Source organism: Rhodococcus sp. NPDC003382, assembly GCF_053589135.1.
Genome location: NZ_JBSFRH010000066.1, coordinates 13439 through 31572, shown reverse-complemented (window position 1 = coordinate 31572; position 18134 = coordinate 13439). Strand labels below are relative to the sequence as shown.

The following is an 18134-nucleotide window of genomic DNA, read 5'->3' as shown; positions in this document are numbered from 1 at the left end:
CATTATTATTGGGGTTGTTACTTTTTTGGGGTTGTTGGGGGGGGCGGACCCCCCTTTGTCCCCGTCACGCTGGTTTGTTTTCGGTAGCGGCCGCTACCGAAACCACGCACGAGGGCGGGGCTACCGGGGCAACACCACCGCCTCCCCGAGAACGTGCAGGCTCACGTGCGCGCCGATGTCGGGAGCGATGACACTGGTCTGACGCACCGCGAGCACGCCGTGCGGGGCCTCCGAGGCGTAGCGGGACCGGATGTCCGGTGTCGGTGTCAACCGGATCTGCAGCATCGAATCGTGGCCCAGGAACTCGCGTTCCAGCACGACCGCGTTGGCGCTGCCGTTCGCGGGGGTCGCCACGATCTGCTCGGGACGCAGCAGGACCCGAACCTCGCCCCCGGGCGCGTCCGCAGGCACCGGCACCGCGCCGAGCGGGCAGTCCGCGATGCCCGCCGTGCTGATCCGGCCGGGCAGGATCACCACGTCCCCGAGGAAGTTCGCGGTGAACAGGTCCGTCGGCCGGGTGTACACGTCCTGCGGTGCCCCCACCTGGGTGAGCCGTCCCTGCTTCATCACCGCGACCTGATCGGCGAACGACAGCGCCTCCTCCTGATCGTGGGTGACCAGGACCGTCGTCACCCCGGTCTCGCGGAGCAACTTCGCGACCGACCGGCGCATGCCGGCGCGCAGCGAGGCGTCGAGCGCGGTGAACGGTTCGTCGAGCAACATCAGCTTCGGCCGTCGGGCCAGTGCGCGGGCCAGAGCCACACGTTGCTGCTGCCCGCCGGACAGTTCGTCGGGCCGCCGGTCCGCGAAATCGGGGTCCAGCGACACGATTTCCATCAGTTCCCGCACCCGATCCCGCGAACGGCGCTCGCGCCACGGCAAACCGAACAGGATGTTGCGTCCCACGGTCAGGTGGGGGAACAACGCGCCGTCCTGCGCGACGTATCCGATGTCGCGCCGGTGCGCGGGCACGAACCGGGTGCCGTCGACCACGACCGTCCCGCCGACGCGGACGCTGCCGCCGCCGGGATGTTCGAATCCGGCGATGATTCGCAGCAGGGTCGTCTTTCCGCATCCGGACGATCCGACGACGGCCGTGGTGCTTCCCGCTGCGACGGTGAGGTCCACGCCGTGCAGCACTTCGACCGCGCCGAACGACTTGCGTACCGCGTCGACGACGAGACCGCTCATATCCCTGCAGCTTTCTGTGATTGCCGGAACAACAGATAGGTGACCGGCAGCGACACGATCACCATGATCGCCGCGTAGGGCGCGGCCCCTGCATAGTCGAGTTCGCTGCTCGCCGACCAGAACCGGGTCGCGAGCGTCGCGGTCCCGGTGGGGGAGAGCATCAGCGTCGCGGTCAGTTCGGTGGAGACCGCGATGAACACCAGTGCCATCCCCGCAGCGACCGCGGGGGCGGTGAGCCGGAGGGTGACCCGCCGGAACGCGGAGACGGGACGGACACCGAGGGACCGGGCGGCTTCCTCGAGCTCGACGGGTGCCTGGGCCAGCCCGGCGCGCACGTTCACCAGTGCCCGGGGCACGAACATCAGCACGTAGGCGACGATCACCATCGTCGTCGTCTGATACAGCCCGGGCAGATACGTCAGGCCGACGGTGATCAGGGCGAGCGCCACCACGATCCCGGGCAGCGAGCTCGTGACGTAGTTGCAGCCTTCCGCGACCTTCGCGAACCGGCCGGGGAACCGCACCGCGATCCATGCGACCGGGAAGGCCAGCACCGTCGTCGCGACCGCGGCCACCACCCCGTAGCCGAGCGTCTGCAGCAGGGCGCGCTGCAACTCGGCGCCGTCCCACACCGTGGCGCCGCCGCGTACCAGCCACCGCACGATCACGTACAGCGGCACACCGATCGCGGCGGCGAGCAGCGCGGTGAGACACGCGAGGGCAGGGAACTGTGTCCACCCCAGCGGCGTGGGGGTCGCGGTGCGGCCGGTGCCGGAGCCGAGTCGCGCGTACCGCGCCCGTCCCCGCGCGAGCGCTTCGAGCACCAGCACCGCCAGGCAACACAGCACCAGCACCCCGGCGAGCATCGTGCCGGCCGTGCCGTCGAACGTCGCCTGGAACTGTTCGTAGATCGCGGTGGTGAAGGTGTCGAACCGGATCATCGAGAACGCACCGAACTCGGCGAGCAGATGCAGCGCCACCAACAGCGACCCGCCGAGAATCGCGAGCCGCAGCTGCGGCAGCACCACCCGGACGAAGACCGCCCCCGGTCCACAGCCCAATGCCCGCGCCGACTCCTCGATCTCGGCGTCGAGGCGGCGCAGCGTGGCGAGCACCGGGAGGTATACGAGCGGGAAGTACGCCAGCGTGGTGATCAGGACACCGGCGAACAGCCCGTGCAGCGACGGAACGACGGTGACCCACGCATAGCTGTCGACGAACGCGGGGATCGCCAGCGGCGCCACGAGGATGGGCGCCCACCAGCGGGCACCCACGAGGGTCGTGCGGGCAACCAACCAGGCGGCGGCGACCCCGATCACGGCGCACAGCGGCACGGTGATCAGCACCAGGAGGCCGGTGTCGACGAGCAGCTCGCCGACACGGGGCCGGAAGACGAGGGTCCGGATGCTGTCCCACCCGGATTCGACGACACCGGTGACGACGAATCCGAGCGGGATCAGCGAGGCCACGACCATCAGTGCCGCGGGGATTGCCACGGCGAGGGGTGGACGTGATCGGGTGGTGCCGCCCGCCGGGATCCGGACGAGCGTGGATGTGACGGTCATGCGGAGCGGCTCAGATCAGGCCGGCATCGGTCATCATCTGCGTGACCTTCGCACTGTCGAGCGTCGACGGGTCGACCGGGGGCGCCTGAAGTTCGACGAGCGGCACGAGCGCGGGGTTGGCGGCGACGTCGCTGCCCACCGGGTATTCGAACGAGGTCCCGGTCTGCAGGATCTCCTGCCCCTTCTTCCCGGTGATGAACTTCAGGAACGCCTGCGCCTGCTGCTGATGTGTGCTCGCGGCGAGCACGCCGCCGCCGGACACGCTGACGAATGCGCCCGGGTCCTCGTTGCGGAAGTAGTGGAGCTGGGTGTTGCTGCTGTTCTCCCCGCCCTTGGCCTGGTCGCCGAACCAGTAGTAGTGGTAGATGACGCCGCCGTCGATCTCTCCGGCATTCACGGCCTTGAGCACCGCGGTGTTGCCCTTGTAGGGCACGGAGCCGGCCTTCATGGCGTCGAGCCACGCGCGCGTCGCGTCCTCCCCGCGCAGCTCGAGCAGCGCGGCGACGATGGCCTGGAAGTCGGCACCCGACGGCGACGCCGCCCACCGGCCCTTCCACTCGGGGTTCTGCAGATCGAGCAGGGACTTCGGCAGTCGGTCGGGGGTGAGGGCCTCGGTGTTGTAGACGAACACCGTCGAGCGAGCGGCGATGCCGGTCCACTTGCCGGTGGACGGGCGGTACTGCTCGGGAACCTGGGCGAGCGTGTCGGGGGCGACGTCGGCGAACAGGCCGGCGTTCTCGACGGCGGCCATGGCCGGCGAGTTCTCGGTGAGGAACACATCCGCCGGGGAGCGGTCGCCCTCGGCGATCAACTGGTTGGCCATCTCGGTGTCGCCGCCGTTGCGGAGATTGACGGTGATGCCGGTTTCCGCGGTGAATTCGTCCACCCATTCCTGGGTGAGCGATTCGTGCTGCGCGTTGTAGACCGTGATCGCGTTCGCGTCTTCGGAATTTCCGCCGGACGTGTCGTTGCTGCATGCCGACAACGTCAGCAGTGCAGCAACGCCCAGCGCCCCGGCTGCCAGGGCGCTGCGGGTCCATCGGTGTCGCGACGGTGTAGTTCTCATGTGTTCCTCCGTGTCGAGCGCAGTTCGATCGCACCGGCGATCGAGTCGAATGCTACGCGCCGACCAAGGTAAGACTCACCGAAGTATCCTCGTCAACGACCGTGCCCTTCAGGTGAATTGGGCGTTTCGCCCGATTTTCACCGATCGTGACGGACCACTCCGGCGCCGGGACGCCACACGTCGACGTGCAACTTCTCGTCGACGGTGACGAGCACGGCCTCGTCGAGGTCGAGCTCGAACAGGTGCATCGGGCCCTCCGGCACCTCCGACGGATACGCCGCGAGGATCGCATCCTTCGTGGCGCCGTGCAGTTCGCGCGCCCGCCCCGCGACCTTCGCGTCGCCTCCCACCATGTCGTGGTGGCCGGGATTGGAATGCAGGGCGTACCGACCGTCCCGCTGCAGGTCGCGGGCCTTCACCGCGCCGTACATCGATCCGATCACGAGCCGGCCGTCGACGATCTCGACCTCGGTGCCGCTGACGCGCGGGGAGCCGTCGCGGCGCAGGGTGGCCAGGACGTGGTGCTTGTGGGCGGCCCAGCGTGCGGCGATCGCGTCCGCGAGATCCGGTGCTTCGGTACGGAACTGTTCCCAAGTTGCCATGCGACCACTGTGCACCCGCACTCTGACATCTCGTGTCAGGGATTCACGTGGTGAGTCGGAATCGGCTCACGCTGTAGCGTGGGCGAATTCCGAATCGGTGAGCGATTCGTCGGCAGGTTGGCGCTGCGTGCGGCGGGGGAGCGGCTCGCGCGGCTCAACCACCCATGATGCGACGCAACTGCCGGCCCTGGGCGACGAGTTCGCCGGTGGGACTGCGTAGTTCGGTGTCGTCGACGCACAGATCCGCGCTCGCCCACGTCGTGTGCTGGCGCAGATGGAACCATTCGCCGGCCGGATCGTGGGCGGCGGGCGCCAGATGCGCCGTGAACTCGGCGGTGGGGATCGGCACCGGCGCGGTCCGCATCGCGAACAGCCCCGGCGGCAGCGCATCGAGCAGCACCGCGGCGCGAACCGCCGGCGGCAACAGCACATCCGGCCGCAGCCGGATCCATACCTCGAACGTCGGATCCGTGCCGCCACCGAACGGGCGGGCCGCGTTGATCGGGCGGATGTCGAGATACTGCGAGAACGGCACGAAGTCGACCGGGATCTCCAGCACCGGCCGGGTCCACGGATCCACGTCGGGCACGGTCGACGGGGACGCCCACCGGGCGGGTTCGATATCCCGCACGAGCCGCACCAGCCCGGTCACCTCACCGTTCCCGAGCGAGGCGCGGGCGCCCGCCGTGCGCCCGGATCGCAGCGACTCGACGTGCACCTCGACCCGCCCGGGCGGCACCGGCGCATAGAAATGCGCGGTGATCGCGGCCGGTACGGCGTCGAGTTCGGCGGCGCTCGCGTGGAGCAGTATCCCGGCGACCAGGCCGCCGTGCAGGCCCCCGAACCCGCGCCACGTGGCGTCGAACGAGGACGGAAGATCGATGGTCAGCGGAGAACTCGTCATCGCACAGGCTCCTGATCGAGGGGTGTGGGCACGGCAGCCGGCCGAACCGTCTAGCTATGAATCCCTATAGTCAGCAACGGTAGAATCTGACTATGGAATTTGCAAGTCAGGACGAGGTGGAAGTGCTCGCATGCCGCCCGGCCGGGTCGGTGAGACCCGCTACAGCAACATGTCTTGACCGCTACGCCGGGTTTCGCGTCCTCAGCGCACCAGCAGCCAGTTCTGATCGTGCCGGTAGAACGTGGAGCGCTTCACCGCGCGGGGGTTCGCGACCCCGTCACGTGTCAGCAGGGCGCCGGGAGAGCCGAGTTGCACCGCACGACCCTCCAGCCACCGGTACCCGCCGAACCAGCGCGGCCGGTCGACGGCCGCCCGCAGCCCGGGCATCGTCGCCGTCGGCTCGATGCGCAGGCCCGGAACCTCGCCGGAGAACAGGCGTGTGTCGTCGACGTAGGCCTCCCCGACGAGATCGGGGCCTTCCCCCTCGACGAGTGCGCGACCCACCAGGGCGATCCCCGCGTCGTCACGGATCAGCGGGACCGACTTGGCCGTGCCCTGCAGCGCCACCGCGGCCGCCTTCGAACCCGTGCGCATCCCGTAGGCCTCGGTCGCCGGGGTGCGCTTCTCGGGCACGTACGCCAGCTCCACACCGAGGCGGTCGGTGCGCATGAGCCGGGTGAGGGTAGCTGCGAACGCGGCATCGCTGCCCACCACGATCAGGCGGGGATCCTCGACCGCCTCGAGGTGGGCGAACACGTCCTCGAAGTCGTCCTTCTCCGGCAGAGCGGGTGCGGATACTGCGGTCACCGGCGTGAGCGCCAACGGTACGGGTGTTTCACCGCATTTGAGCACTACCGGTGTCAACAGGGCTCCTCGCAACTGATCGGGGTCGGGCAGGTGGCCGGGCGTCGACTCCACTGTAGTGAAGCTTCCAGCGGGGTGTGCGCGGCGTTTCGGTGACGCCGGGCACGAAGGGGAACCGGCCGTCCATTAGACTGACGTCCCGGCTACTGCCCGTGGCGGCAGGACCTGCAGGCGAGAGACCGCCCGCACATCGACACCTGCTTAGGAGACCGCGAGATGCCGGCAATCGTCCTGATCGGCGCCCAGTGGGGCGACGAGGGCAAGGGCAAAGCTACCGATCTACTGGGCGGACGCCTGCAGTGGGTGGTGCGGTACCAGGGCGGCAACAACGCCGGCCACACCGTCGTCCTGCCGAACGGTGACAAGTTCGCGCTCCATCTGATCCCCTCGGGCATCCTCACCCCGGGCGTCACCAACGTGATCGGCAACGGAGTCGTCGTCGATCCGGGCGTGCTGCTCACCGAGCTCGCCGGTCTGGAAGAGCGCGGCGTGGACACCTCCCGCCTGCTGCTGTCCGCCGACGCGCACCTGATCATGCCGTACCACGTGGCCATCGACAAGGTCACCGAACGGTTCCTCGGCGCCAAGAAGATCGGCACCACCGGTCGCGGTATCGGCCCCTGCTACCAGGACAAGATCGCCCGCGTCGGCGTGCGCGTCGCCGACGTCCTGGACGAGAAGATCTTCACCCAGAAGGTCGAGGCGGCCCTCGAGTTCAAGAACCAGGTGCTGGCGAAGATCTACAACCGCAAGGCTCTCGACCCGCAGCAGGTCGTCGACGAGGTGCTCGGCCAGGCCGAAGGGTTCAAGCACCGCATCACCGACACCCGGCTCGAGCTCAACCGGGCGCTCGAACGCGGCGAGACGATCCTGCTCGAGGGTTCGCAGGGCACGTTGCTCGACGTCGACCACGGCACCTACCCGTACGTGACCTCCTCGAACCCCACCTCCGGTGGCGCGGCGGTCGGTTCGGGCATCGGCCCCACCAAGATCACCACGGTGCTCGGCATCCTCAAGGCCTACACGACCCGCGTCGGCTCGGGCCCGTTCCCGACCGAGCTGTTCGACGACCACGGCGCGTACCTGGCCAAGCAGGGCGGCGAGGTCGGTGTCACCACCGGCCGTGCCCGCCGCACCGGCTGGTTCGACGCGGTCATCGCCCGCTACGCGACGCGCGTCAACGGCATCACCGACTACTTCCTCACCAAGCTCGACGTGCTGTCGAGCCTGGACACCATCCCGATCTGCGTCGCCTACGAGGTGGACGGCGTGCGCGTCGACGACATGCCGATGACGCAGACCGACATCCACCACGCCAAGCCGATCTACGAGGAGATGCCGGGCTGGTGGGAGGACATCTCGCAGTGCCGCACCTTCGAGGAGCTGCCGAAGAACGCGCAGAACTACGTGCTGCGGCTCGAAGAGCTGTCCGGTGCACGCATCTCGTGCATCGGTGTCGGACCGGGCCGCGACGAAACCATCGTGCGCCACGACGTGCTGGCCTGACGTCGGTAAACAGTCGGTTTCGTGGTGTTCGCGGAGTTGCTGTAGGCGCCCCCTGCCGGGACTAGACTCCTGGCCATGAGTCAGACTTGGCCGCTGATTCAGCGGCAGGGGGAGTTCGACATCATACTTCGGGCACTCACTGCCGACGCCGGTACGTGTGGGGTGGTGCTGACCGGTGCCGCCGGTGTCGGCAAGACCACTCTCGCGCGGTTCGCGACCGCGTCTCTGCCGGGTGGGGTGCGCTGGGTGGCCGGCACCGAATCCGCGCGCAGCATTCCGCTCGGTGTGTTCGCGCACCTGGTGGGATCGGCCACTTCCCGCGATCCCGTCAATTTCCTTGCCGCCGCCCGCGAAGCGCTGCTCGCGGACGGTACCGGCATCGTCATCGGCGTCGACGACGCGCACCTGCTCGACCAGCTCTCGGCGACCTTCCTGCACCAGCTCGCCATCGACGGGGTCGCCCACATCGTCGCGACCGTCCGCACCGGCGAATCGGTACCGGACGCGGTGACCTCGTTGTGGAAGGACGGCTATCTCGAGCACCTCGAGCTGACGCCGTTCAGCCGCGAGCAGAGCACCCAGTACATCGAATCGGTGCTCGGCGGCACCCTCGAGGAACTCAGCGCCGACCGCATGTGGGAGGCGTCCGGCGGGAACGCCCTGTTCCTGCGGCATCTCGTCGAAGGCGCACTCGAAGCCGGCACCCTCCGCGAGAAGCGCGGTGTCTGGCAGCTCCGCGGGCGCGCGGCGATCACCTCCGAACTCGCCGCCCTGCTCGAGGGCCGCATCGAGCAGCTGCCCGAGGATGTGCTGCGCTGCCTGCAGCTCCTCGCGTTCTGCGAACCCATCGATCTCGACACGCTGGCGTCCATCGCGAGCGAGGACGCCATCGAGGAGGCAGAGAAGCGCGGCCTGATCCGCATCCACGAGGACGGCCCGCAGCTCGAGGTCCGCTACGCGCATCCGTTGTTCAGCGAGGTGATCCGTGCCGGCGTCGGCCGGGCCGCGGCACGCCGCCTGCGCGGCACGCTCGTCGAGGCGCTGCAGTCCTCCGACCTGTCCACCCCGGCCGCCCACATCCGGCTCACCGAACTCGCGCTCGAGAGCGACCGCGCACCCGATATCGAATTGCTGACCTCGGCGGCGCGCAGCTCGATCCGGCTCGCCGACTTCGGCCTCGGTGAGCGTTTCGCGCGTGCCGCGGTGCGTGCCGGGGGCGGCTTCGACGCCGCGCAACTGCTGGCCCGCACGCTGCTGTGGCTCGGCCGGTGCGACGAGGCCGAGACGCTGCTGGCCGGATTCGATCCGGACGACCTCGACCCGGCACAGTTGTTGCGGTGGGGCATGCCCCGCGTCGCCAACCTGTTCTTCGGCAAGGGGGACGTCGCGACGGCCGAGCAGGTCCTCGCAATGCTCCGGGAGCGCGTGGAACATCCCGCGCTGGCACTGGCGGTGCGCGCGCTGACGGCGACCTGCGCGGTCTCACGGAACCGGCTCGAGGAAGGACTCGCCGAGGCGGAAGCGGTCATGGCCGAACCGGATCTGCTGCCCTGGGCCGTCGAATTCGCCACCTACGCGCAACTATGGGGATACGGGGTGGCCGGGCGCAGCTCGGACGCGTGCGCGGCCGCGGCGCGCAACGACACCATCGCCGACAAGGTCGACGGACTGTTCCGGTACATGCCCGCGGTGGCGTCGGTGAATGCCCAGCTCTTCGCGGGCGAGCTGGAGGCCGCGGAACGCCGGGCCCGCAAGTTCCTCGACAGCGCAAGCAGTCTCGAATATCTCGCGTGGGGGCAGGCCAGTGTCGTGGTCGCCCTCGTCGAACTGGCGCGCGGGAAGGTCGCCGACGCGGCGCGCCGCCTCGAGCAGGCGATCGCGGCGCTGAGCGTCGGCCCGCCGACGAACGCGATCGCGTGGGTGTTCCCCGCATACGCACCACTGGTCGTGGCGTATTCGCTGCTGGGCCGCACCGGCGACGCCGAGGCGATGCTCGAGATCGCGGACCGTCGCAACAGCCCGCTGCTGCTCAACGCGGTGCAGCACGAGCTCGCTCGCGCCTGGCTCTACGCGGCCCGCGGCGAACTGTCCCGCGCGCTCGCCACCGCCCGCTCGGTCTCCGAAAAAGCCGCTGCCAGTGGACAGTACGGTGTCGAGGCCATGGCGTTGTACACCGCGATGCGATTCGGCGACACCACCACCGCTCCGCGGCTCGCCGAACTGGCCGAGATCTGCGACGGACGCCTGGTGCCCCTCGCCGCCGCGCAGGCCGCGGCGGTCGCGGCGGCGGACCACTGCAAACTCGTCGAGATCGCAGGCGAATACGAGTCCATCGGGATTCCGATCGACGCCGCCGACGCCTACGCCCAGGCGGCGCAGGCGGCGATGGCCGCGGGCCGCCGGAACGAGGCGCTCGATGCCGCGGCCGCCGCGAACACCATCGCCGAGAAGTGCGACCACGTAACCACACCCGCGATTCTCGATGCGGCACAGCCGCTTCCGCTCACCAAGCGGGAACGGGAGATCGCGACGATGGTGGCGACCGGGCTCAGCAACCAGGAGATCGCCGATCGGCTGTTCCTGTCGGTGCGCACCGTCGAAGGGCACATCTACCGGGCCTGCACGAAACTCGGCGTCTCCGACCGTGCGCAACTGGGAGAGGCGCTGCGCAAGCGGCACTGAGCAGCAGGCGGGGATCGTCAGAACAGGGTCGGGTCGTCGAATCCCGGTGTGTGTTCGAGGGCGAGGAGTTCGCGCTTGGTGACGATGCTGCCCGGCGCCGAGAACCCGCCGATGGCCCCACCGGCCGCGAGAACCCGATGGCACGGCACGACGATCGGAACCGGATTGCGGCCCAGTGCCTGGCCGACGGCCTGGGCCCCGCCGGGTCGTCCGAGTGCCGCGGCCACCTCGCCGTAGGTCGCTGTCGAACCCGGATCGAGGGATCGCGTGTATTCGTAGACAGCGCAGTCGAATTCGGAGACGTCGCGATAGTCCACGGGCACCCACCGCAGATCGTCGGCGGCTCCGGCCAGATGTGCCGTCACCGCCTCGACGATCGGCGCGATCGCCGGCGGCAGGGAATTCTCCACGGCGGTGGGGAAACGGCGCCGCACCTCGTCGCGGGTCGGTTCCGGTGCGGGTTCGGGCAGTTGGATCCCGACGACGCCGGTCGCCGACCAGACGATCGCGCACGTGCCGATCGCGGTGTCGAACAACGCGAACGATGTGTGCAGGGGCTCTCGGGTCTCGGTGGTGCCGGGTTCGGTCACCGCCCCAGTATGAACTGGACCTCCGACAGATGGCCACTGGTGACGACTGGACTGACATACTGGACCGGTGATGATTCGCGCGATCGGCGCAGGCTCCCTGGCGCGGGACCTGGGCAACTGGCAGGACACGGACGACGCGCGCCCCGCGTACCGGGCGCTCGCCGACGGCATCCGCCTGCTCGTGCACGACGGCCGCGTGCCGCTCGGCGTGGCACTGCCCAGCGAACGGGAACTCGCGGCCGTGCTGTCGCTGAGCCGGACCACCATCACCTCCGCGTACACCGTCCTGCGAGAGCAGGGATACCTCCACAGCCGGCAGGGTGCCCGCAGCGTCGTCGCGAAACCGGCCGACGCATCGCGTCCGGTGGGGAACCGGGACCGGACCGCTCCACCCGTCGGCGACGTGGTCGACCTGAGCGACGCGTCGATGCCGGCGCCGGGACCGGAGATCGAAACCGCCTACGCGGCGGCGCTGCGGGCGATGCCCGCCTACCTGACCGGCCACGGGGTCGAACCGATCGGCATCCCGAGCCTGCGAGAGGTCATCGCGCAGCGCTACGCCGAGCGCGGGCTCCCCACCACCGTCGACCAGATCATGGTCACGACCGGGGCCCAGCACGCGCTGCGACTGCTGCTCGGGGTGCTCACCGACCCCGGCGACCGCGTCGTCGTCGACCACCCCACCTACCCGAACGCGCTCGAGGCGATCCGGCGGCACGGCGCCCGCCCGATCCCGGTGCCGGTGCGGCCGGAAGGCGGCGCCGACGGCGGCTGGGACCCCGACGGGCTGCGCAGCGCCGCCCGCCAGACCGCGGCGCGCATGGCCTATCTGATCCCCGACTTCCACAACCCGACCGGGCTGTGCCTCGGGGAGGACGGTCGCGCCGAACTCGCCCGCATCGCCCGCGAGACCCGCATGACCGTGGTCGTCGACGAGACGATGGTGGATCTGTGGCTCGACGCGCCCCCACCCCCGTCGGTGGCGTCCTACGCGCAGGCTCTCGGCCACGGCGAGTCGGTCGTGACCATCGGCTCGACCGGCAAGTCGCTGTGGGGTGGTCTGCGGGTCGGCTGGATCCGAGCCGACCGCGACCTGATCACCCGGCTCACCGGCGCCAGAACGGCAGTGGACCTCGGTACCCCGGTCATGGAGCAACTGGCTGCGGCGCACCTGCTCGCCGACGTCGACGACCTGCTCGCCGGGCGCCGCGCCCGGCTGCGGGACCAGCGGGCGGTGATGCTCGAGGAACTCGGGGCACGCCTGCCGGGGTGGGAGTGCTCGGTGGGGCGAGGCGGCATGTCGTTGTGGGTGCGCATGCCCGAGCCGGTGTCGACGGCATTGGCCGCGATCGCCCCGAACCACGGGGCGCTGCTCGTCGCCGGCCCGAGATTCGGGGTGCAGGGCGCGTTCGAGCGGTTCGTGCGCCTGCCGTACACGCGGGAGCCCGACGATCTGCGCCGTGGGGTCGCGGCGGTCGCAGAGGCCTACCGCGCGCTCGCGATCGGCCGTGACCTCACCGAACCCCGCCTGGTGGTCTGATCGTCGCGGGTTCGGGAGCGGACCGTGGCCCGCATGTCGTTCGCTGACGTTATCCTCGATGACAACGGGAAGAAATGAGCATCGGCACTGCGAACGAGATTCGAGGGCGACCGTGTCCGGGCCGGATCCGCTGTCCACGCAGCGCGACGTCGGAGCCGACGTCGCATCGGAACTCGCCCTTGCCGGATTCGTGGACGCGTACGAAATCGGCCGTGGCGGTTTCGGAATCGTGTATCGCTGTCACGAGGTCGCGCTCGACCGGACGGTCGCGGTCAAGGTTCTGACCTCGCACCTCGCGCCGGACAATCTGGAACGCTTCCTCCGCGAGCAACGCGCCATGGGCCGCCTGTCCGGGCATCCGCACATCGTCAACGTGATGCAGGTCGGGACCACCGTGTCCGGTCGGCCGTACCTGGTGATGCAGTACCACCGCCGGGATTCGCTGGACGCCCGGATCCGCCGCACCGGCCCGGTCGGGTGGGAGGAGACCCTGCACCTGGGGGTCGCGCTGGCCGGGGCGCTCGAGACCGCCCACCGGCTCGGCATCCTGCACCGCGACGTCAAGCCCGCGAACATCATGCTCACCGAGTTCGGGGAACCGCAGCTCACCGACTTCGGGATCGCGCGGATCCGCGGCGGATTCGAGACGGTGACCGGCGAGATCACCGGGTCGCCGGCGTTCACCGCACCCGAGGTGCTGGCCGGGCACACACCGACACCGGCGTCGGATGTCTACAGCCTCGCCGCGACACTGTTCTGCGCGCTCACCGGGCACGCCGCATTCGAACGCCGCAGCGGCGAGAAGATCGTCACCCAGTTCGTGCGGGTGAGCACCGAACCCATCCCGGATCTGCGCGAGGAGGGTGTGCCCGACGCCCTCTGCGCGGCGATCGAGCAGGCCATGTCGGCCGATCCGCGGGACCGGCCCGCGACCGCCGCGGAATTCGGTGAGCAACTGCGCGAAATCCAGGCACAGCAGGGCCTGGTCGTCGACGAGTTGTCGATCGCCGGTGCCTCCGACCATGCGCACGAGCCGCTGGTGTCCGGGAGCACAACCGGGACGAGCGGACGCAGCGTCCGGCGCACCGGAGCGGCCTCCCGGGTCACCACCCCGCCGGCCCCGGCCACCCGATTCCGCCCGCCGGTGCCGACCCGCCGGCTCGTGGCCCGGCGCAGACTGCTCGCTCTGCTCGGCGGTGAACGCCGTCGGCGCCTGATCGCCGTGCACGCGCCACCGGGCTTCGGCAAGACGATGCTGGCGTTGCAGTGGCGCTACGTGCTCGACAACAGCGGCGTCCCGGTCGCGTGGCTGAACGTCGATCGGGACGACAACAACGTCGTGTGGTTCCTCACGCACCTCGTCGAAGCGTTCCGTCAGGTCCGCCCGGAACTGGTCGGGGACCTCACGCAGACGCTTTCCGAACACGGCGACGAGGCCGAGAGGTATGTGCTCACCTCGCTGATCGACAGGATCCACGCGGCCGGGGAACGAGTCGTGATCATCCTCGACGACTGGCACCGCGTCACCGACCGGGCGACCGTCGCGGCGATGGGGTTCCTGCTGGACAACTGCTGCCGCCATCTGCAGGTGATGGTCGTCGGACGGACCCGGGCGGGACTTCCGATGAGCCGGATGCGGGTGCGTGAGGACCTCATCGAAATCGATTTCCACGAACTGCGTTTCAGCGTCCAGGAGGCTCGCGAATTCCTCGTGGACCAGTGCTGCCTGGCACTCGACGACGAACGCGTGGCGGCGCTGACCGCGGCGACGGACGGCTGGCCGGCGGCGCTGCAGCTGGCCTCGATGTCGCTGTGCGGGCTCGACGACCCGGACGACTTCATCACCCATCTGTCCGGCCGTCACCGCGACATCGGCGAGTTCCTCACCGAGAACGTCCTGGCCTCGCTGGAACCGGAACTCGTCGACTTCCTGCTCACCGCGGCCGTCACCGAACGCACCTGCGGAAGCCTCGCGTCCGCACTCAGCGGGCACGAGCGCGGGCAGGCGATGCTCGAGGAGATCGAGGAACGCGACCTGTTCCTGCACCGCGTGGACCAGGAGGGGAGGTGGTTCCAGTTCCAGCCGTTGTTCGCCGAGTTCCTGCGCCAGCGTCTCGAACGGGATCATCCCGAGCAGTTGCTGCAATTGCATCGCAGCGCTTCACAGTGGTGCGAGAAACACGACATGCTCATCGAGGCCGTCGACCATGCGCTGGCGACGGGTGACGACGAGCGCGCCGTCGACCTCGTCGAACGCAACGGCCGCCGGCTTCTCGAAAACGGCCGGGGATCGGTTCTGCTCGGTCTCGTCGAGAAGCTGCCCATGGCGGAAGTGACGCGTCGGCCCCGACTGCAACTGGCGATCGCGTGGGCGAACGTCGTCACCCACCGCCCGCAGCCGGGACTGCGGGCACTCGGTCTCGTCGAGAGCGGAATGGCGTCCGGTGCCGTCACGGGCGAGGAAGCCGCGGACATGGTCGTGGAGGTGGAGGTGATCCGCGGTCTCATCGACGTGCGCGCCGATCGGAGCGGGCGCAGCGCCGACATCGTCGAACACTGCCTGGCCCGGGCCGAGACCCTCCCGTCCGTGGTGGTCTCGACCGGACTGAACACCGCCACGTTCGACGCCGTGTACCGCGGGGAATTCGACGAAGCACGTCGCCTGCAGGAACTCGCGCGGCCGTATCACGAACTCAACGCCGGACCGTACAACCTGATGCACGGGCACACCCTGCTCGGTCTCGCCGCATTCGAACAGCTCGACGTCGACACCGCCGCCGAGCACTTCCGGGACGCCCTGGCCCTGTCGCGGCGCGTCGGCGGCCGGCACTCGTCGGCGGCTCTGCTCGCGGGATCGGTTCGCGGTGAGTTCCTGTACGAGAGAGGCGAACTCGACGAGGCGGCGCGACTGCTCGACGACGGTTACGCGCTCGGTGCCGAAGGCGGCGTCGTCGACTTCAAGATCGCCCGGTTCGTCGTCGGCGCGCGCATCGCCGCGGTACGCGGCAACCGCGACATCGCGGCCGAACGGTTGCGCGACGGCGCCGACGCGGCCGCGAGCATGCACCTCGACCGGCTGGCCGCGGCCGTCGAGAACGAACGCATCCGGTTGGACCTGTCGCCGGTGCGCCGGCCGCGACCGGTCGCGCGGTACGGGGCCGACCGACCCGAAAGCGGAACCGCCCTGCTGACGGCGCAGATCGACGACGCGACCGCGATCCGGCTCCTGCTGGCCGACCCCACCGCCGAGCACACCGACCTCGCCAGCCGTTGGGCCTCGGAGTGGGTGCAGAGGTGGCGGGACGGCGCTTGGCCCCGGAGAACCCTGCTCGCCGAACGGCTCCTGGTGGCGTGCCTCGCCGCGGCGGGGCGCGACGACGAGGCCGCCGACCTGCTCGCGAAGGTGGCCGACGTCGCCGCGCGCGCGGGACTGGCCCGCCTCCTACCGGACGGCGGCCCGTACGTGATCGAGGTGACGCGGCGCGTCCTCGACGACATCCGTGCCGACCGGGCACGCCCGGGATGGCCCGCCGTGCCGCCCTCGTTCCTCGAGGCAGCGGTCACGGCGGGGTCCGTACATCGGGCCTAGCGACTCAGGTCCAGACGGTCTCGATGTCGGTGGCCTCGCCGGCCGGCGGAATGGGCGCACCCGCGGGCGTGCGCGAGAAGCGCGGCGCCGGCGCGTGCTGCGTGACCCCGTCGAGTTCGATGAGCGAACCGCGGGCGGCGATGTGCTCGTTGTTCGGTGCCTCGGCCCAGGTCAGGACCGGGGACACACAGGCGTCGGTGCCCAGGAAGATCTCCGACCACTCGTCGCGGGTCTTGGTGAGGAACGTCTCGGTGAACAGCTTCTTCATCTCGGGCCAGGCCGACCGGTCGAGCTGCTGCGGCAGGTTCGCCGCATCGAGTCCGAGGCCCTGCAGCAGCAACGCGTAGAACTGCGGCTCGATCGCCCCGACCGCCATGTATTTGCCGTCCGAGGTCTCGTACACGTCGTAGAACGGTGCGCCGGTGTCGAGCAGGTTCGTGCCCCGCTCGTCCGACCACACGCCGCGGCCGCGGAACGCCCACATCATGTGCGAGAGCGCGAGCGCGCCGTCGACCATCGCCGCGTCGACGACCTGCCCCTTGCCGGACGTCTGCCGCTCGACGAGCGCGGAGAGGATGCCGAAGATCAGGAACATCGAACCGCCACCGAAGTCGCCGACCATGTTCAGCGGCGGCACCGGACGCTCACCCTCGCGACCGATCGCGTGCAGCACACCGGTGAGCGAGATGTAGTTGATGTCGTGACCGGCGGCGTTGGCCAGAGGGCCTTCCTGACCCCAGCCGGTCATGCGGCCGTAGACCAGACGCGGGTTGCGGGCCAGCGCGACGTCGGGGCCGAGACCCATGCGCTCGGTGACGCCGGGACGGAATCCCTCGATCAGGACGTCGGCGCGCTCGATGAGCCCGAGCACCTTCTCGACCTGCTCGGGATCCTTGAGGTTGGCCTCGACGACCGTACGGCCGCGCTGGATCTGGTCGCGGTGACCGGCGGGCGGGATCAAGCCGGGACGCTGGACGCACACGACGTCGGCGCCGAGATCGGCGAGCAGGGTCGCGGCGTGCGGACCCGGGCCGAGACCGGCGAACTCGACGACGCGGATACCCGCGAGCGGACCCTTCTTCTCAACAGCTTCAGCGGACACTCGGCGAACCTCACTCGGGACGTTGGGACCTGTCTCCGGTGAGGTTACCTTTAGCGATCGTTAGATGTGCCGGGGGTCACCCTTCGTACAGGTCGGCCTCGCCGAGTCGGGTCGCTTCGAGCGCGTGCTCGAGCGTCGGGTGCCGGTAGACCGAGACCACCTGGTCGTCGACCACCCGGAAGGCCAGTGCCTCCTCGACCGCTTCGTCCGGTGCGGACGCCCACGTCGCGGTCTCCTCGACGACGACGATGCCGCCGTGCACGTACATCCGGCCCGGGGTGAGCGTCACGCCGGCCGTCGTCGCCCATTCCCGGAGCTCGTCCAGGCCCTGATCCTCGTCGTCGTCGTCCGTCGGCAGGACGATGTCGTCGCTGGACAGTTCCAGCAGTGTCTCGACGTCGTTGTCGTTCACGGCGTCGTGCCAGGCGAGGACGGTGGCGATCTCCGAGGTGCTCATAACCGCAGATGCTAGTCAGTGGCAGGGGGCGGTGGGTGAATGTCGTGATTCGGTTGCCGGTGCCGGAGGCGGGGGAGCACAGTGGATTGCATGACGATCAGCGGCCAACTCGTGGGTTTCGTGCCGAGCACCGATCTCGATGTCTCGGAAATGTTCTATGTCGACACGCTCGGATTCCGGAAGATCGCCCGCGACCACTTCGCCCTCGTGCTCGACGGTGGCGGCGGCACGCCGGTGCGGGTGACGCTGGTGCAGTCCCGGGCCGACACCGGTTACACGGTGCTGGGCTGGCAGGTCGCCGACATCAACGCCTCCGTCGAGGCGTTGCGGGACAAGGGCGTCGACCTCGTCCGATACAAAGGTATGGATCAGGACGACCACGACGTCTGGACGGCCCCGGACGGCATGCGGGTCGCCTGGTTCCGCGACCCGCACGGCAACGTGCTGTCGTTGACGCGGCCGCCGGCCTGACCGGC

General features: G+C 69.6%; 14 protein-coding genes. 5 read left to right on the top strand and 9 right to left on the bottom strand.

Annotated features, from left to right (window positions below; translation table 11 throughout):
• Positions 1-120: 120 nt before the first annotated feature.
• The 6 genes from ACWDUD_RS28315 to ACWDUD_RS28290 all read right to left on the bottom strand — a co-directional run bounded on the left by ACWDUD_RS28315 (position 121) and on the right by ACWDUD_RS28290 (position 6180).
• The gene (locus ACWDUD_RS28315) at positions 121-1191 is read right to left on the bottom strand and encodes an ABC transporter ATP-binding protein (RefSeq protein WP_197254920.1); all 1071 of its coding nucleotides are present in this window, start codon (positions 1189-1191) and stop codon (positions 121-123) included.
• Complete coding sequence (locus tag ACWDUD_RS28310) at positions 1188-2756, bottom strand: ABC transporter permease (protein ID WP_450111482.1); 1569 nt, start codon at positions 2754-2756, stop codon at positions 1188-1190. Before ACWDUD_RS28310 ends, ACWDUD_RS28315 begins: the two co-directional genes overlap by 4 nt.
• Positions 2757-2766: 10 nt before the next feature.
• Entirely contained in the window at positions 2767-3822 is a 1056-nt protein-coding gene (locus tag ACWDUD_RS28305) for an iron ABC transporter substrate-binding protein (RefSeq protein ID WP_197254922.1), read from the bottom strand.
• Between the two features lie 137 nt (positions 3823-3959).
• Positions 3960-4424 carry a pyridoxamine 5'-phosphate oxidase family protein gene (locus tag ACWDUD_RS28300; protein WP_197254923.1) on the bottom strand — a complete coding sequence of 155 codons (465 nt, stop codon included), beginning with the start codon at positions 4422-4424 and terminating at the stop codon, positions 3960-3962.
• Positions 4425-4578: 154 nt separating this feature from the next.
• Complete coding sequence (locus ACWDUD_RS28295; protein ID WP_450111481.1) at positions 4579-5328, bottom strand: thioesterase family protein; 750 nt, start codon at positions 5326-5328, stop codon at positions 4579-4581.
• Between the two features lie 201 nt (positions 5329-5529).
• On the bottom strand, positions 5530-6180 hold the full coding sequence (locus tag ACWDUD_RS28290) for a hypothetical protein (protein WP_450111483.1): 651 nt from the start codon (positions 6178-6180) through the stop codon (positions 5530-5532).
• A 228-nt stretch (positions 6181-6408) separates the two neighbouring features.
• Between ACWDUD_RS28290 and ACWDUD_RS28285 the strand changes: the two genes are divergently transcribed.
• Together ACWDUD_RS28285 and ACWDUD_RS28280 are read left to right on the top strand one after the other, a co-directional pair.
• Entirely contained in the window at positions 6409-7698 is a 1290-nt protein-coding gene (locus ACWDUD_RS28285) for an adenylosuccinate synthase (RefSeq protein WP_197252947.1), read from the top strand.
• A 75-nt stretch (positions 7699-7773) separates the two neighbouring features.
• On the top strand, positions 7774-10380 hold the full coding sequence (locus tag ACWDUD_RS28280; RefSeq protein WP_450111480.1) for a LuxR C-terminal-related transcriptional regulator: 2607 nt from the start codon (positions 7774-7776) through the stop codon (positions 10378-10380).
• Positions 10381-10397: 17 nt separating this feature from the next.
• Here ACWDUD_RS28280 and ACWDUD_RS28275 read toward each other — a convergent pair whose 3' ends face one another.
• Positions 10398-10934, bottom strand: a complete 537-nt coding sequence (locus ACWDUD_RS28275) for a methylated-DNA--[protein]-cysteine S-methyltransferase (protein ID WP_231610829.1) — start codon at positions 10932-10934, stop codon at positions 10398-10400.
• A gap of 103 nt (positions 10935-11037) precedes the next feature.
• Here ACWDUD_RS28275 and yczR point away from each other — a divergent pair, with 103 nt between their 5' ends.
• A complete protein-coding gene (gene yczR / locus ACWDUD_RS28270) occupies positions 11038-12510 on the top strand; it encodes a MocR-like transcription factor YczR (RefSeq protein WP_450111479.1) in 1473 nt (490 codons plus the stop codon).
• A 112-nt stretch (positions 12511-12622) separates the two neighbouring features.
• Positions 12623-16099 (top strand): protein kinase domain-containing protein, encoded by a 3477-nt coding sequence (locus tag ACWDUD_RS28265; RefSeq protein WP_450111478.1) that lies wholly within the window; start codon positions 12623-12625, stop codon positions 16097-16099.
• Between the two features lie 4 nt (positions 16100-16103).
• Here the strand turns inward: ACWDUD_RS28265 and ACWDUD_RS28260 are convergent, their stop codons facing one another.
• On the bottom strand, positions 16104-17201 hold the full coding sequence (locus ACWDUD_RS28260; protein WP_450111477.1) for a CaiB/BaiF CoA transferase family protein: 1098 nt from the start codon (positions 17199-17201) through the stop codon (positions 16104-16106).
• Between the two features lie 76 nt (positions 17202-17277).
• Positions 17278-17658, bottom strand: a complete 381-nt coding sequence (locus ACWDUD_RS28255) for a nuclear transport factor 2 family protein (protein ID WP_197252953.1) — start codon at positions 17656-17658, stop codon at positions 17278-17280.
• A gap of 90 nt (positions 17659-17748) precedes the next feature.
• On the opposite strand from ACWDUD_RS28255, the gene ACWDUD_RS28250 reads away from it, so the two are divergent.
• Positions 17749-18129 (top strand): VOC family protein, encoded by a 381-nt coding sequence (locus ACWDUD_RS28250; protein ID WP_450111476.1) that lies wholly within the window; start codon positions 17749-17751, stop codon positions 18127-18129.
• The last annotated feature ends 5 nt before the right edge of the window (positions 18130-18134 follow it).